Annotated in this window: 11 protein-coding genes; 7 read left to right on the forward strand and 4 right to left on the reverse strand. The window is 43.0% G+C overall.

Features of this window, described 5'->3' with window-relative positions; all coding sequences use genetic code 11:
* Positions 1-74 precede the first annotated feature (74 nt).
* Positions 75-938 (forward strand): small-conductance mechanosensitive channel MscS, encoded by an 864-nt coding sequence (gene mscS / locus FKN88_RS06580; RefSeq protein ID WP_154169222.1) that lies wholly within the window; start codon positions 75-77, stop codon positions 936-938.
* A 77-nt stretch (positions 939-1,015) separates the two neighbouring features.
* Here the strand turns inward: mscS and FKN88_RS06585 are convergent, their stop codons facing one another.
* Positions 1,016-1,645: a LysE/ArgO family amino acid transporter gene (locus FKN88_RS06585; RefSeq protein ID WP_154169220.1), complete on the reverse strand. Its 630-nt coding sequence runs from the start codon at positions 1,643-1,645 to the stop codon at positions 1,016-1,018.
* Positions 1,646-1,765: 120 nt separating this feature from the next.
* Between FKN88_RS06585 and FKN88_RS06590 the strand changes: the two genes are divergently transcribed.
* The 3 genes from FKN88_RS06590 to FKN88_RS06600 all read left to right on the forward strand — a co-directional run bounded on the left by FKN88_RS06590 (position 1,766) and on the right by FKN88_RS06600 (position 5,470).
* Entirely contained in the window at positions 1,766-2,662 is an 897-nt protein-coding gene (locus tag FKN88_RS06590) for a LysR family transcriptional regulator ArgP (RefSeq protein ID WP_158137790.1), read from the forward strand.
* 140 nt (positions 2,663-2,802) lie between these two features.
* Complete coding sequence (locus tag FKN88_RS06595) at positions 2,803-3,501, forward strand: oxidative stress defense protein (protein ID WP_158137792.1); 699 nt, start codon at positions 2,803-2,805, stop codon at positions 3,499-3,501.
* 127 nt (positions 3,502-3,628) lie between these two features.
* Positions 3,629-5,470, forward strand: a complete 1,842-nt coding sequence (locus FKN88_RS06600; RefSeq protein ID WP_170904733.1) for a diguanylate cyclase — start codon at positions 3,629-3,631, stop codon at positions 5,468-5,470.
* Positions 5,471-5,576: 106 nt separating this feature from the next.
* On the opposite strand, the gene pykF is transcribed toward FKN88_RS06600, so the two are convergent.
* Entirely contained in the window at positions 5,577-6,989 is a 1,413-nt protein-coding gene (pykF, locus tag FKN88_RS06605; protein ID WP_004396037.1) for a pyruvate kinase PykF, read from the reverse strand.
* Between the two features lie 429 nt (positions 6,990-7,418).
* On the opposite strand from pykF, the gene FKN88_RS06610 reads away from it, so the two are divergent.
* On the forward strand, positions 7,419-8,180 hold the full coding sequence (locus FKN88_RS06610) for a DeoR/GlpR family DNA-binding transcription regulator (RefSeq protein ID WP_040904702.1): 762 nt from the start codon (positions 7,419-7,421) through the stop codon (positions 8,178-8,180).
* An 83-nt stretch (positions 8,181-8,263) separates the two neighbouring features.
* The gene (gene glmS / locus FKN88_RS06615) at positions 8,264-10,096 is read left to right on the forward strand and encodes a glutamine--fructose-6-phosphate transaminase (isomerizing) (RefSeq protein ID WP_187985465.1); all 1,833 of its coding nucleotides are present in this window, start codon (positions 8,264-8,266) and stop codon (positions 10,094-10,096) included.
* Positions 10,097-10,366: 270 nt separating this feature from the next.
* Here glmS and yidZ read toward each other — a convergent pair whose 3' ends face one another.
* Both yidZ and FKN88_RS06625 read right to left on the reverse strand, forming a co-directional pair.
* Positions 10,367-11,323: an HTH-type transcriptional regulator YidZ gene (gene yidZ, locus FKN88_RS06620; RefSeq protein ID WP_158144291.1), complete on the reverse strand. Its 957-nt coding sequence runs from the start codon at positions 11,321-11,323 to the stop codon at positions 10,367-10,369.
* Positions 11,298-12,506 carry an MFS transporter gene (locus FKN88_RS06625; protein ID WP_161429694.1) on the reverse strand — a complete coding sequence of 403 codons (1,209 nt, stop codon included), beginning with the start codon at positions 12,504-12,506 and terminating at the stop codon, positions 11,298-11,300. Before FKN88_RS06625 ends, yidZ begins: the two co-directional genes overlap by 26 nt.
* 699 nt (positions 12,507-13,205) lie before the next feature.
* Between FKN88_RS06625 and FKN88_RS06630 the strand changes: the two genes are divergently transcribed.
* The gene (locus tag FKN88_RS06630) at positions 13,206-15,938 is read left to right on the forward strand and encodes a restriction endonuclease (RefSeq protein ID WP_306687367.1); all 2,733 of its coding nucleotides are present in this window, start codon (positions 13,206-13,208) and stop codon (positions 15,936-15,938) included.
* Positions 15,939-16,236: the final 298 nt, after the last annotated feature.

Consider the following 16,236-nt stretch of genomic DNA (forward strand, 5'->3'; position numbering starts at 1 on the left):
ATAGGGCAGTTGTCACTCCTTTGTATACATCAAAAAAACAATATCGATATCATTGATTGTAGAGGATATACAATATGGCGAATGAGTCAGTGGGAATAGAAGTTCCTGGCGTTGAAAGCTTACATCAGGTCAATAGTTGGTTAACCAATAACTCAGATTTATTTATTCAATACGGTGTGAATATTATTTCCGCTATTTTGATTTTGTTTATTGGTAACATCATAGTCAAAACGATTGCGGGTAGCTTAGCAAACGTGTTGATGAAAAAAGAGATGGATAAGGCGGTTGTTGATTTTATCCAAGGCATCGTACGTTATACGCTATTTATTATTGTATTGGTCGCCGCGTTAAGTCGTATCGGAGTCCAAACTGCTTCCGTTGTGGCAATTATCGGTGCGGCGGGTTTAGCGGTGGGTTTAGCGCTGCAAGGCTCTTTATCCAACTTTGCCGCTGGCGTTTTAATCGTTGCTTTCCGTCCGTTTAAATCGGGTGATTATATCGAAGTGGCTGGAACCGCTGGATCGGTTGATTCGATTCATATTTTTCAGACGATTTTAAAAACACCCGATAACAAAATGGTGGTATTACCTAACTCTGCGGTAGTGAATGGCGCAATTGTCAATTATTCACGCCACGCCACACGTCGTGTTGATTTACTGATAGGCGTATCTTATAAATCGGATCTAAATAAAACCAAGCAGGTACTGCGTGATGTGGTTGAGCGCGATCCTCGAGTGTTAAAAGATCCTGCGGTGAGAGTTGAAGTACATCAACTCGGTGATTCATCGATTAATTTTATTGTTCGCCCTTGGGTGGAGAGTGCAGATTACTGGCCCGTTTATTGGGAACTGACGCATAAAATTAAAGAAGCGCTCGATGAAAATGGTATTGAAATTCCGTTCCCACAAATGGATGTTCATTTGAATAAAATCAGCTAACGGACGTTATTGGTTGAGCTGAGTAAATAGATGAACAGTAGAAAATAACAACGGAGGCCAAGGCCTCCGTTGTTATTTTAGTTCCAATACTGCTGAAGGTTATTCGCCAATAGAAAAGCAATGGTAAACATCATTGCCGCGATCACCAGATCGATGCCTTTTTTGACGGCGGGTTTGGATAAGGTTGGCCCTAATTTGGCTGCGCCTATCGATAATGAATAAAACCATACGAAGGAAGCGATCATCGTTCCTAAGGCAAATGAAAGCCGATCATGGCCTTCAAATTGACCACCAATCGATCCTAAAATTACCACCGTATCTAAGTATAAATGTGGGTTCAGTACGGTGACCGCTAATGCCCCAAGAATCACCGTTCGTTTACCTCTTGCCGTGATCTCAGAGGAAGACTCTTGTTTTTGCGATGGTTTAAAAGCCGTTTTTAATGCCAATAATCCGTAGCCAGTTAAAAAGGCGATCCCACCTAAAGTAACCGCAATCAATAAACTTTCATTTTGTGACAGCAATGCGCCGCCGCCAAATATTCCCAAGGAGATAAAGATAACATCTAATACGCTACAGATGGTTGCCGTGGTTAGATGGTGATGACGTTTAATGCCTTGGTTTAACACGTAAGCGTTTTGTGCTCCGATGGGGATAATCATCGTTGCCCCGAGTCCGAAGCCTTGTAGCAAAATCCAGAAGTTCACAGTTGTCTCATTAATAGAATGCTAAATAATGGCCGCAAGATACCCAGAGTTATTTGATTAGTATAATTAATAATTTTAATATCAAATAAGCTTGGCTTATTTTCTGTAGGGTGAACAAGAATGCGTGGCTTAGATTACAAATGGATAGAAGCACTGGATGCGGTTTTACAATATGGAGGCTTTGAGCGTGCGGCTGAAAAGCTGTGTATTTCTCAGTCTGCTGTTTCGCAGCGTATCAAACAACTGGAGAAATTCATCGCACAGCCAGCACTGGTGCGTAGCGCCCCGCCGAAGCCAACTCTGATAGGCAAAAAATTGCTTGGCTTGTATCGTCGGGTTCTCTTGCTGGAGCAAGAAACCATGCCAGAGTTATTAAATGATACCTCGGCACGTCCGGTTACCTTATCAATTGCTACCAATGCTGACAGTTTAGCCAGTTGGGTCATTCCAGCTCTACAGCCGATCATGAGTAAAGAAAACGTCGCGTTTCAATTCTCTATTCTTGATGAATCCCGTTCGATAGAAAAAATGAAGAATGGCGAAGTCGTGGGAGCGATCAGTTTAGATGATCAACCGTTACCGGGGTGTCGAGCCGAATACTTGGGCAAAATGGATTACTTATGTGTCGCCAGCCCCAGCTTTATGACGCGCTATTTTTCGAATGGTGTGAATGCGCAAACTCTGCTCCATGCCCCATCGGTATCATTTGATATGCAAGATAGCCAACATAAACAATTTTTAAAACAGCACTTTGCGGTGCAGAGTGAGATGCGGATCAATCATAAAGTCGGTAGCTCTGAGGCTTTCGTTGCCCTTGCAAAAGCGGGGTTGGCTTATTGTTTAATTCCACGTTTACAAATTGTAGAGGAGTTGGCAAAAGGTGAGTTGGTTGAGGTGACGCCTGGGCAAACCGTAACCAATGTGATCTATTGGCATCATTGGCTATTAGAAACGGGAATTTTAGCTCAGCTATCAACAGGGATCGTTAATTATGCGAGGACACATTTGCCACAGTAAGTTTAAGTGAGTTCAATAAGTTAAAACGGTGTCAGTTTATCAGCAATGCCAAGTGAATCACTCTATATTGGTTTATGATGATATAACGAGTTAACGTGATTTATCTATCACAACATTTTCCAACATAAAGGATGAGTAATATGAAATCGCTATGTCAATGGCTTATAGTCTTATGCAGTCTTACGGCGGTGAGTGCGCAAGCTCAGCAAATGAACTTTCCTCATATCGTGACTTCTGGTTATGGTGAAGTCATTGCTCAACCAGACAGAGCGCAGTTTTCTGTGAAGGTGGTTGAAACTACGATGAATGCTGAGCAAGCGAAAGCCACGGTGGATAAAGTGGTCGCGGACTTTGTCGATAGCCTTAAGCAATCTGGCGTAAAAAGTGAAGATATCTCCAGCTCAAATTTGTATCTCACTCCTCAATATCATTATCCAAAGTCTGGACAGCCTGAGTTAGTTGGCTATCGAGCGCAGAGAAGTGTCACCGTTGAGGTCGAAAAACTCAGTGCTTTGAATCAGTACTTAGACTTAGCGTTGGCTTTGGGCATTAATCAGGTCGATAACGTTCAGCTAAAAGTCAGTGAACAAGCGAAATACCAACAGCAAGCGAGAATGGCAGCGATTGAAGATGCCAAACAAAAAGCCAATTCATTGGCTACTGGGTTTCAAAGTAAGTTGGGTCCAGTATGGCGTATTGAATACAGTTCAATCACTCCTCAGCCGGTGATGATGCGTTCAGTCAGCATGGCCGATAGCGCAGAAGTGAGTCAGAGCTATCAAGATTCAACGATTGTTATCCGTGATCGAGTCGATGTGATTTATAAATTGACCCACTAAATTTGACCTCAAGCGCACTCCGTTGCGTGGGTGCGCTTGAGTGCTATGCGCTAGTTTTTTGTTCAGCAATAAGAAAATGCTGTTATAATGCGCATTCTGAGACGACTGAGTGTATATAATTAGGGCTATGAGATTTTCTAGAGCGATTACTTTTCTTCTCATTGCCTGCGCTTTGACCACCTCAATCATCGTTTTCTATTACGCTCAGCGCCATCAAAAAATTAAACAAAATCATATTAATCACGCCGCTCAGCAAGCACTCCATCAACTCTCTTACGGTGTGAGAGAGTACGCCAATATCCAAGATCAGCTTTTTTCTATCATTCATCTACTCAGTCATAGTCAGACGACCTGCGATTACGCCTTCTCACCTGAGCCGAATAATCAGCGCTTACTCGAAGAAGCGTTTGCGTCCGTTGCTCATTACCAAAAATGGTATAACTCAATCGTCTTTTTTGATAATGAAGGCCAAGCCAATGTCGGGGTGATGTACTCGGCTACAGAGTCGAGCAAAGTGATCAGCCATGCACTGGACAATCAAGCCAGTAGCGAACGACTTGCACTTGCTGAGCAGCTCAGTGACGAGCAAATTGGTATTTGGGGATGGAATGATCACCATCCGATGCCATCGATGCAGCTTATCACGCCCGTTAAGGTATTTGGGCTGCGTTACGGCTATATCATGATGGATATTAATCTTTGGCGTTTAGCAGAGCGAGTCAGTTATAGCTTACAACGCGATTTACAACCCGAAATCGTTACTGATCAAGGGGTTGTCTTGAGCCATAAGTTATCACAACATGCGTTAATGAAGCCTTTTATACTGGAAGATAATCTCGCACACCGTTTTCCGCTGACGTGGCAACGTATGCAGACCGCAAATACGGGGTATCAGCTTGAACAGGGGCATTTAATTGCCTTTGCATCTATTTCATTAACCGATGATCAAGCGATGTATTTGATTGTCCATTTAACTCCGGAAGAATTAGCACAGCGTGCCGAACGTGATTTAAATGACCTAATCAAAGAAGGATTATTTGTATTGCTCATGGTGATGCTTTTCACTTTGCCAACCTTATCGATGGTGTTGCATTACCATCGACGCGATATAGAAAGTAAGCTTGCCCGCGCAGCACTAAATGGCATGACAGCGGTGATGATTGCCGATAAACACCATCAAATCATGATGGTTAATAATGAGTTTGAACGTATGACGGGGTTACCAAAAGCGTGGGCGATCGGCCGTAATGGACTGAAAACCTTGCTTTATCATAACGGCATGCCATTTATATTAAGTGTCTTAGAGCGAATTACCAACGAGCATTATTGGCAAGGGGAAGTCGAGTTCGCTACTGCGCAAGGTGACATGTTGACTACACTGATGTGCATTCAAGGCATTATAGAGTCAGGGCGAGTGAGTTATTATATTACGTCGATTGTTGATATTACCGAACGTAAGCAATTAGAGAATAAGTTGCGTGAATTAAGTGAGAAAGATAGCCTGACGCAGCTATGGAATCGACGTAAGTTTGAATTAGAGCTCACCCATCAAGTGGAACGTATTCAAGCTGAGGGCGATGCTTATCCCGTCTGTTTGGTGTTATTAGATATTGATTTCTTTAAGCGTGTTAATGATGAACAAGGTCACGATCAGGGCGATCGAGTGATTATCGACGTGGCGCGTTTACTGACTCAACACCTTCGCAGTTATGACTTTATCGCACGAATTGGTGGTGAAGAGTTCGCCGTTATTATGCCCTCAACCCGCATTGAGCAAGCGCAGCAGATTATTGAGCGATTAAGAGGGGCGGTGGAAGCCGAACCGCATTTATCCGTGACCGTCAGTGCTGGCATTACTGACTTAACCCTTGATGCAACGCGTTCCTATAAGTGCGCCGATATCGCTCTGTATGAATCGAAAAAGTCGGGGCGCAATCAGGTGTCGACTTTTTTAAGTCAAGAGAGCTGATCATCGGTTAAGATAATCTTGGTGTCGGTATTAGCGAGATAAAAAAACGGGGCTTTTCAGCCCCGTTTTGCGTTTAGTTGATCACTTTCTCGGTATCGAGCAACGATTATAGAACGTGAACAGAAGCGGTATTGGTTGTACCTGATGCAACCAATGCACCTGAAACCATCACGGCGATGTCGCCTTTCTTACCTAAACCTGATTCTAAAGCAATCTCTTTACCTAGACGGTAGAAATCATCGGTGCTTTCAATCGCATCAACTACAACAGGTGTTACACCTTTAGTCAGAACGAGTTGAGCGGCCGTTTTCTTGTTGGTTGTTACCGCAATGATGTTCGCAGTTGGGAAGTACTTACGCACTGAACGAGCTGATTTACCCGCTTCAGTTGCGACCACGATAAGTGGAGCCGCCAATTTCTCAGCAGTATCTACCGCACCTTTACAAACGGCTTCAGTAATGCGTAGACGTGGGCTGTCTAGACGAGAACCCAACTCCGCTTGTAGAACGCGGTCAGTGCGAGCACAAATTTGCGCCATGATAGTGACCGCTTCAACAGGGTATTTACCTTTTGCTGTTTCGCCAGAAAGCATCACTGCATCTGTACCATCCATTACCGCGTTGGCTACGTCGCCCGCTTCTGCGCGCGTTGGACGTGGGTTCTTGATCATTGAATCAAGCATTTGCGTTGCGGTGATAACCACTTTACGTGCGCGGTTACATTTTTCGATCATCATCTTCTGTGCAAAGATAACTTCTTCAGCAGGGATCTCAACACCTAGGTCACCACGAGCAACCATGATACCGTCAGAAAGCTCAAGAATTTCGTCGAAGTTATCCACGCCTTCTTGGTTTTCAATTTTAGAGATAATTTGGATATCTGCGCCGCCGTTGGCAGTCAGTAATTCGCGAATTTCACGTACATCGTCTGCTTTACGAATAAAAGAAGCCGCAACGAAATCAACGCCTTGCTCACAACCAAATTTAAGGTCTGCTTTATCTTTTTCAGAAAGCGCTGGCAGGTTAACTGAAACGTTAGGTAGGTTAACGCCTTTGTTCTCGCCCAGTGCGCCGTTATTAAGGACTTTACATTTTACTTCAGTCTCAGTGGTGGCAATCACTTTCATTTCGATTAGGCCATCATCGACTAAAATAGTGTTGCCTGCGGCAAGATCTTTAGCAAAACCTGCATAAGTCACAGCAACGATGTCTTTGTTACCGACAACTGAGGTATCAGTAGTAAACGTGAACTCTTGACCAGCAACGAGATCAACATCATCACCATTTTCTAGTTTGATGGTGCGAATTTCAGGACCTTTAGTATCCAATAGAATCGCGAGTTGCTTACCGGTGTTTTCCATTACCTTGCGGAAGTTCGCGATACGTGTACCGTGCTCAACGAAGTCACCGTGAGAGAAGTTAAGACGCATGACGTTCATGCCCGCATTGACTAGCTCAGTCAGTTTTTCTACAGATTCAGTTTTAGGGCCAATCGTACAAACGATTTTGGTCTTTTTCATGGAAAGTGCTCTCCGGTAAATAAATTTAAGATGAATTTAAAGGGTAATGCTTAACCTTAAAGTGTTCTCGGTAATCGCAAGCGTCTCCGTTTGCCTCTTAGGTTTCACGAGTCTGTTTCACTCTAAAGCTGAAAGTCTTTCAACAGATTTAGTCATTTTATGACTGCTTATCTGAGGTGAAATTTCACAAACAAACCCACAACGTCTACAAATAGCCATTGTGGTTAAAAATTTACGTCAAGTTCTGTAATTTTTTTTCTTTTCGGATGCGAATTCTATCATCTAATGCTGCCAATATCACGATTTAAGACTTGTCTTAGAACAAGGTTTTAGCGCTAATTATTAATTTTTTGTATCGAAATAAATAGACTAGAATGTTTCGAAGTGATTATAATTGATTTCGAATCGAAACTTAAAAAATCAAACCTCATGTCGAAACGAAATACCCAGCTACGAAGACACGCGATCGCCAGTTTAGTCAATCAACAAGGCGAGGTCAGTGTCGAAGCTCTTTCTCAGCAGTTTTCCACCTCAGAAGTCACGATTAGAAAGGATCTTGCCTCATTAGAAACCAATGGTCTATTACTTAGGCGTTATGGTGGCGCGATCGCTTTGCCAAAAGAAGTGATGGCAGATGAATTGAATGAAAAAGTTTCGGTTCGAAAGGTGGCACTAGCCAAACAAGCCGCTAAGCTGATCAGAGATCATAATCGAATTGTGATTGATAGTGGCAGTACCACGGCAGCACTGATCCAGCAGTTGAACGATAAACGTGGTTTGGTGGTTATGACTAACTCATTGCATGTCGCCAATGCCCTCAATGAGCTAGAAAGTGAGCCGACACTACTGATGACCGGTGGCACTTGGGATACTCATTCTGAATCTTTCCAGGGTCAAGTGGCGGAGTCTGTCTTGCGTTCTTACGACTTTGATCAGTTATTTATCGGCGCTGATGGTGTTGATCTTGAACGCGGCACGACCACGTTCAATGAGTTAACCGGGTTAAGTAAAGTCATGGCGGAAGTGTCACGTGAAGTGATCGTGATGATTGAATCAGAAAAGATTGGTCGAAAAATCCCCAACTTAGAGCTGGCTTGGGATTGTATTGATGTCTTAGTGACGGACAGCGATCTCAGCGACGCCTATCTCAAACAAATTGAATCGCATCGTGTGCGAGTGATTCGAGCGTAAGCATGATTATCTACTCATCAGTATATGGCTGTTAACGGGCGATCTACTGGTGGAAAAAAGATCGAAATAAATGGAGTGTGAAGATGTGTGGAATTGTTGGCGCAGTTGCGCAGCGTGATGTGGCGGAAATTTTAGTCGAAGGTTTACGTCGTTTGGAATATCGAGGCTATGATTCTGCCGGCGTTGCGGTGGTGGATAGTGAGAATACGCTTACTCGCGTACGTCGCTTAGGAAAAGTGCAAGAATTAGCGGATGCGGTCGAGCAGCAAAAAGTTATTGGCGGTACAGGTATTGCTCATACTCGCTGGGCGACTCATGGTGAACCGTCAGAAATTAATGCTCATCCACATCTCTCGGGCACGATTACCGTCGTCCATAATGGCATTATTGAAAACCACGCATCACTGCGAACCGTATTACAAGACCGTGGCTATGTCTTTGAATCACAAACCGATACCGAGGTTATTGCTCATTTGGTTGAGTGGGAGCGTCGCTCTGCAAGCACTTTGCTTGAAGCGGTACAAAAAACGGTTAAACAGCTGGAAGGCGCGTACGGTACCGTCGTGCTCGATTGCACCGATCCTAGCCGAGTTGTCGTGGCTCGTTCAGGCAGCCCAATTGTGATTGGTTTAGGTGTGGGTGAAAACTTCTTAGCTTCTGATCAATTGGCGTTACTCAATGTGACTCGCCGTTTTATGTTCCTTGAAGAGGGCGATGTTGCTGAAGTGACGCGCCGTGAGGTGAATGTTTTTGCTGCCAATGGCGAGCAGGTAATGCGTGAAGTGATTGAGTCGAACGCTGAACACGATGCTGGTGATAAAGGTAAGTTTCGCCACTTTATGCAAAAAGAAATTTTCGAGCAACCCACAGCGTTGATCAATACGATGGAAGGGCGCATCACTCACGATAGCGTGATCACCGAGAGTATTGGTGTCAATGCCGCGGAAATTTTAGCGCAAGTTGAGCATATCCAAATTGTCGCCTGTGGTACGTCGTACAACGCAGGTATGACGGCTCGTTACTGGTTTGAAGCTTTATCCGGCGTGAGCTGCGATGTGGAAATTGCCTCTGAATTTCGCTACCGTAAATTTGTTACTCGCCCCAATAGCCTATTAATCACCTTATCTCAATCAGGAGAAACCGCCGATACACTGGCAGCACTGCGTCTAGCGAAAGAGAAAGGTTACATGGCGGCGATGACGATTTGTAATGTCGCGGGTTCATCTTTAGTGCGCGAGTCTGATTTTGCCTTTATGACTCGTGCCGGAACGGAAATTGGTGTTGCATCAACCAAAGCCTTTACCACTCAGCTCGCCGCTCTATTAATGTTAGTCACTGCATTGGGCAAACAAAAGCAAGTGATAGATCGTGCGCTAGAGACGGAGATTGTCCAAGCTCTCCACGCTCTACCAAGACAAATAGAGCAAGCCCTTGGCTGTGAAAAACAGATTGAAGCGATTGCCGAAGAGTTTGCCGATAAACACCACACGCTATTTTTAGGCCGTGGCGAGTTTTACCCTATTGCCGTTGAAGCGTCATTAAAACTCAAAGAAATCTCTTACATTCACGCAGAAGCGTATGCGGCGGGTGAGTTAAAACATGGACCACTCGCGCTGATTGATGCTGATATGCCAGTCGTGGTTGTGGCTCCAAGTAATGATTTACTTGAAAAGCTCAAATCAAACATCGAAGAAGTGCGAGCGCGTGGTGGTTTGTTGTATGTCTTTGCCGATCAAGACGCTGGTTTTGCTGAAGATGCGACGATGAAAATCATCACTATGCCGCCTGTCAGTACCATTACTGCGCCGATCTATTACACGATTCCGATGCAGTTATTGTCTTATCACGTCGCCTTGATCAAAGGAACGGATGTTGATCAACCACGTAACCTCGCCAAAGCGGTGACGGTGGAATAATCATGCTTCGATGATGCTGAGCTGAGGTAGGAGAAGAATAAAGTCTCATACTTAGTATTAGTATCATACAAAAATGGCAGCGTTCACATCGGTACGCTGCCATTTCTAAAACGTTTATGCCCCAAAATGAGCTGAGACCAACGTCGAAGTGGATAATAGAGTTGAAGATTTTAAAATACTTAATCTAATGGAAGGTAAGATCTTACTCCTACGGCTATTGCTAGCATCAAGGTGGGAGGCTGTTCATTGCTTTACTGCAAAATTAATAGTTCAACTTGCGCCATATAGGTTCTTAATCGTCTGCCTCAACCATACGATTTTAGGATTCTGATTATTACGTTTGTGCCAAATCATAGTAAACGGAATCAGTAGTTTATGCTGACAATCTTCCGTAATCGGGATAGGCAACGCCAGCAAGTTAGGGTGAAGTTGCTCGCAGTACCGCTGACAATACTTTGGTGCCGTAGTTAACATTTGATGGTCGGGCTTTTCGGCAACAAACAAAGCTTGTTCGAAACTCGCCATTGTTAATCTAACATTTCGGGTGTACCCCTGTTCAGCCAAGATCTCATCCAATGCCCAACTGTCATTTTTCTCCCATGTAACATTGATATGGGCATAGCTTAAGAAAGTATCTAAATTCCACTCTTGCTTGAGCGCTGGATGGTCTTTTCGGATATACACCATAGGCAGGTCGGAAAATAGAACTTCAAAATTGATGAAATATGGCAGCAGTTCTAGCGACTCCTTAGAGCGAGGATGGCTCTCACGCCCCGTAAAACCGATATCCACTTCACCGCGCGTAATCGCGTCTAATGAATCGTAATCCCAATTGTGATACTTCACTTTAGAATCGGGATACGTGTCATGAATTCGTTTAGTCAGTTCATCCACCATAATGAGTGACAATGGCGACTCGACGCCAAGGTGAAACTTCACACCACTCGGCGCATCATCACCGCGTCGCGATGCAATCTGATTACCGATTTGCATCCAGTCTGACAAGCTTTCTTGCATGCTCGTTGCAAGCGTTGTTGGTTTAAGTCCCAGCGGTGTGTTCACAAATAAAGGGTCGTCAAACCAATCACGTAATTTAGCCAGTGACTTACTCACCGATGAGGGGGTTACATTCAGTTTTTTCGCCGTTTTCGTGACACTTTGCTCTTGCAAGAGCAACTGCAGAGTGAGCAATAAATTGAGATCAAGTCGGGCAAGAGATTTCTTCATGAAGCTCACTAACGTTATGATTTGGAAATAATAATATTATAGAAAGTCCAATAACTCCACTAGCAACCAACGCTATCATTAACATCATCACGGCCGACACACCTAACGTTGCCATGAACCAAATGTAAAATGCAGACCAAGAAACCTGTCCTATGCCAAGCATAGAGCTTGCCAGTCCAGCTTTGCGAGAGAACTGACTTAACGCCTGACTCATCGCCACGCCAAATCCCATTGAAAAACTCATGCTGACCAAAATAAATCCTACCATATAGAGTGTCGAACTATCGCTATTCAAGTGAGCCGCAAGAATAACGATAGCCGACAGCAAACTGGAGATTTGTGCTGCGAACATTAATGTGGTTTGTTTGAAGTAAGACAGAGCAAATGGCACTGAAAACGATGTTGTCATACCTACTATCGCGAGTAGTGCCATTGCCGTTGAGTATTCACTTCGAGTAAAGCCAAGTAAATCCATTATGATCATTGGTGATGTATTTACATAAGAGAGAATCGCGGTGACGCCTAAAGAAGTATAAATAACGCGCGAGATAAAAAAGCGGTTACACAGAGATTCGTTCGAGCCTTCACTAACAACTAAAACGGTGCATTTGGCTTTCGGCAAGGTTTCTTTCAAGACAAAGCAAGCAATTAAACCTATCGCAACACCCATCATCGTCATGGCGGTGAATAACACGGGCCACGGAAACTTAATCATGATCAGATTACCGATAACAGGTGCTAGCACGGGAATAGAACAAGTTATGCCATTAAGCATTGAAAGCACTTTAGCGCGCTTTTGATCATCTAAGGTATCACGCAAAATAGCGAAGGCCACAACATAGCAACATGCCGCTCCAACGCCTTGGAAGAATCGCATAACTAGGAAGCTATCACTGGTTTCAGCTGAACCCGCCAACGTCGAAGCAAGCGAGAAGATCACTGCCCCACACATGGCGACAGGTTTACGGCCAAAACGGTCAGCAACTCGTCCTACAAACACCATAGTAGAAGCCATACCCGCAAGATAAACAGAAAAGGCGATATGAAGTTGGGATTCACTTGCAGAAAGATCGTTGGCAATTTGTGGCAAGGCAACCAAATAGAGATCGATGGCAGTGGGATAGAGCAGCACAAAGGCAAAGCTGCATAGCAGATATCGGGATACATTAGCCGCAGGTTTCATGGTGGTCTCATAAGTGGTTGCGTTTACGAGGATAATATGAGACATCTCTGAACTTGGCGCGTTACCTTTATGACAACAGGTATTTCCATTTACTACATTAGTAAATGAAATGTATGGGTATCTCAGGAGTTAACGTTGATAAGGCTCCTGTGAGCCTGTTTTTCATACATGCTTGATTTTTCCTTGAGCTACTATGCGATTGCTATAATCAACCTAATACGGGGTTGCTAATTTGTTAAAAATTCAAAAACACTTTTGCCCCATTCCTTGTTTCGGCTCGTTAGCTCAATCGAAAATTCCTATACCTGTTGCCATACAAATTCTCATCTAGTTACCTATGTTTGGCCCTACCATAAATCGACTAACAATGTATGGTATACATTCATATTTAAATTTCGGTATTTTTGAATGATTTGAATATCAGTGCGCATTAACTCCATTTGCAAAATAAACTCTATAAAATCAATTGACTATAGTAGCTGACTTTTAGTTCATAGGTTTGGAAAGCGTGCATGCGCGTTTTTCCGGATGGTGTCTTTAATAAAAAGCTGATAAGTTCTTTGCATACAGATGGTTAACTGTGCGCGTTTTCACTGGTCCAATGAGGTAAGCGCGCATGCGCACGAATAAAAGGTTAGGGCACAGGGTTAATCACAGAACTAAGTTGGGCACATGGAACAATAATGTTTAGGGCATAGAATGAAAATTGATGTTGCATGCAAGAAAGGTAGTACTAATAAAGCCAAAGGGGATCTCTTAGAAGGATTAGCAAAAAAACTCTTATTGGCACAGAACTATGATGTTATTGAAGAAATCAGAATAATTGGCGCCGAACTGGATCTTCTATGCAAACACAAGGTGAATGGTAAAGAAATATATGTGGAGTGTAAGGCTCAAAAAGATCATATTTCTGCTCCCATATTGAGACAACTGTGGGGCACAGTGGATTGTGAAGAGTACTCTGAAGGATGGATTATATCTACGTCCGAATTTACTAAAGACGCTAAGGGATTTATAGAAAATTGGAAATCAAAACCAAAAGATAAATCTGAGAGATTAAGTTTCTATCAGCCATCAGTAATTATCGAGGCTTTAAAGAGCTCTTCAATCATTATCGATCCTCCACGAATCGCTGCAGAACAGTTTGTGGGAAACCCAGAAGAGCTCGGAGATTGGACTCTTCTACTATCTGAGTTCGGTATGTACTGGTGTGTGTATACGCTAAAGGGCGGGGCTCCATATGGAGTGTTGGTTTATAGCGCATCTAGCGCTAAACATATCCAAGATAATGATACCATTCAAAATTTATCTACATTAGATTCGACCATTACAGACTATGATCTTAGAGTTGGCATAAAGGAAGATAAGTCAGCTGTAAGTAACATACCGAAAAAAATGCCACCGGTTGTTCAGGTTCAAATCGGAGAGTCGTGGGATGATTATCGTCCATCTCGCCCGAAAGATTTTGTGGGGCGTGACGTAACCCAAAAAGATATATTAAATTTCTTGGATTCAGCTAGAGGAAACTCTGGTACAAGGATATTTGCGATAACCGGAAATTCCGGACTCGGAAAAAGCTCATTAATTGCAAAGCTTAGAGATAGATCTAGAAATCAGCATTATAAAAATAAATATTTTGTATATGCGGTCGATATTCGTGGTGCTCGTGAGCCTTCATATATTCCAGCTTCATTGGTTGCAGCTATAAATGAAGCTAAGAAAAAAGGATTTGGGGAAGATATTGAAATTAGTCTCACCGATCCAAGCTCCCCATTAAATTCTGATAGCATTCAAGAGTATTTGGAATCTTTAAGGAAAAAAGAACAGGTTGTTTGTCTGGTGTTCGATCAGTTTGAAGAGCTATATTCTAAACCGGAATTATTTGGGATATTTAATGCTGCTAAAGATCTAATGCTTGATGTTGCAAGTGTTCAAAGCAACTTAGTTTTGGGGTTTGCATGGAAGACGGATAGCACAACGCAACAAGATCATCCAGCTTATCATTTGTGGCATGAGCTGGCTGATCACAGGAGGGAATACCGGTTAGACGTTTTTGAAAGAGGAGAAATATCAAAGTCAATTACGAAATTCGAAAAAGAGGTCACACAGAAAATATCCGCAGGTATTAGACATCAGATTACCGAGGTCAGCCAAGGGTTTCCATGGTTGTTAAAGAAACTATGTATTAACTTGTATGAGGGTATGACGAAGGGCGAAAAAGCTGATTCAGTGCTGCTCGACCTTGATGTTGAACGCCTCTTTGAAGCAGACCTAAATATTCTCTCGCCTCAAGAATTAGCATGCTTAAAGCTTATTGCTCAGAAAGCCCCCGCTGACTGGAGTGAAATTATTGAAACATCTGGGGCGACAGTTCTAAATAATCTTGTCCATAAAAGATTAGTGATAAAGAGCGGTGATCGACTTAATGTGTACTGGGATATTTTTAAGGATTACCTATTAACCGGACGAGTTCCAGTTGTACCATATAACTACATACCAACGTCAGATCCTTCCTCTATTCTAAATATCTGTACCAAGCTTAAAGTAAACGAATTCACCGATTCAACAGAAATAGGGAAATTGGTAGGTCTTGGAGAGAAGACAATATGGAATATTGGGGCTGATCTAGTGATGCTGGGGTTGGCAGAGAGAGATGGAACCACTTTCAAAATAAGTAAAAAGCTAGGATTAAACGACGAAGTTTCAATATTGAAGCATCTACGCGAAACTCTCGGAAAACACTCACTTAAAGTCGCTCTATTTAAAAACTATTCTGGGAAAACGATATCCGCAAGTGTGCTTCGTGAAACCTTTAAAGAATGTATACCAAAAGCGAAATTTGGAGATAAGACTTGGAATACCTATTCTAATAGGGTAACGAACTACCTAATTTATAGCGGATACCTCCTTCGTGCCGGAAATGATGTTGTTATTCAAGATAGTGGATCTGCAATTCAAGATAGAGCTGGTTTAGCTCGACGTGGTAAGCAGCGCGGAAAAGTTTTCTCTGTTTCTGTATCTCCTTTTGCAGCTTGTGCTGCTCTCAACGCCATCCGAGATTCAGGAGCCAAAATCGGAGCCATTAAGAGAAATGGGCTTTCTGTGCTAAAAAGGTTTGAGTTGGTGATTGTCAAAGATGATGTTGCATTTCTAAACTCAGATTCAATTGACAAATCTGGTGGTTCCAAAGAAGCGATATGGGCTGCTGCAAAGAATGAAAGTTCTTTATTAAGGTGCGTGGAGTTGCTACAAGATAAGCCAGATATTCATGGTAAAGTTTTGGCTGGCATAATTTCAAATGAATACAACTTAAATTGGTCAGAAGGCTCTAAAACTAGAAATGGTGGGATACTAAAGCAATGGTCTCAGTGGGTTAAAGATGGTATTGAAATGTCTGAAATTCCTACCCCACCTGGCCGCCCTAACAAGTAAAAGCTCTCGGACGCATAAATCTGTGCCGGTGTTTGAGGCGTTAGTTGGATATTTAGAGTGACGATTATTGAACACATTGTCCTACTTAGAGTCTGTGGAAAGTGTGAGGACTTGACGAGGGTAAGACAAGACTACAAGTTCGAAGTGTATCGGCAATGGATAAAGGGTGACCTTATCTCTTGTGGATGATCAATTGTGATGCTCAAGACAATCAGTATGATACTTTATTTCTGTCCTACAGTTGAGGTTGCGTAGTGTATTGGCTGATTTTCAACGGCTAATCACATTTCTGAACCGT

The organism is Vibrio sp. 2017_1457_13 (assembly GCF_030851525.1).
Classification (GTDB): domain Bacteria; phylum Pseudomonadota; class Gammaproteobacteria; order Enterobacterales; family Vibrionaceae; genus Vibrio; species Vibrio metschnikovii.

Bases quoted from the DNA above. Each gene is read 5' to 3' on its own strand.
- FKN88_RS06600 (WP_170904733.1), top strand. From the start codon at position 3,629: ATGAGATTTTCTAGAGCGATTACTTTTCTTCTCATTGCCTGCGCTTTG.
- FKN88_RS06590 (WP_158137790.1), top strand. From the start codon at position 1,766: ATGCGTGGCTTAGATTACAAATGGATAGAAGCACTGGATGCGGTTTTA.
- mscS (WP_154169222.1), top strand. From the start codon at position 75: ATGGCGAATGAGTCAGTGGGAATAGAAGTTCCTGGCGTTGAAAGCTTA.
- FKN88_RS06610 (WP_040904702.1), top strand. From the start codon at position 7,419: ATGTCGAAACGAAATACCCAGCTACGAAGACACGCGATCGCCAGTTTA.
- FKN88_RS06625 (WP_161429694.1), bottom strand. From the start codon at position 12,506: ATGAAACCTGCGGCTAATGTATCCCGATATCTGCTATGCAGCTTTGCC.
- glmS (WP_187985465.1), top strand. From the start codon at position 8,264: ATGTGTGGAATTGTTGGCGCAGTTGCGCAGCGTGATGTGGCGGAAATT.
- FKN88_RS06595 (WP_158137792.1), top strand. From the start codon at position 2,803: ATGAAATCGCTATGTCAATGGCTTATAGTCTTATGCAGTCTTACGGCG.
- yidZ (WP_158144291.1), bottom strand. From the start codon at position 11,323: ATGAAGAAATCTCTTGCCCGACTTGATCTCAATTTATTGCTCACTCTG.
- FKN88_RS06630 (WP_306687367.1), top strand. From the start codon at position 13,206: ATGAAAATTGATGTTGCATGCAAGAAAGGTAGTACTAATAAAGCCAAA.
- pykF (WP_004396037.1), bottom strand. From the start codon at position 6,989: ATGAAAAAGACCAAAATCGTTTGTACGATTGGCCCTAAAACTGAATCT.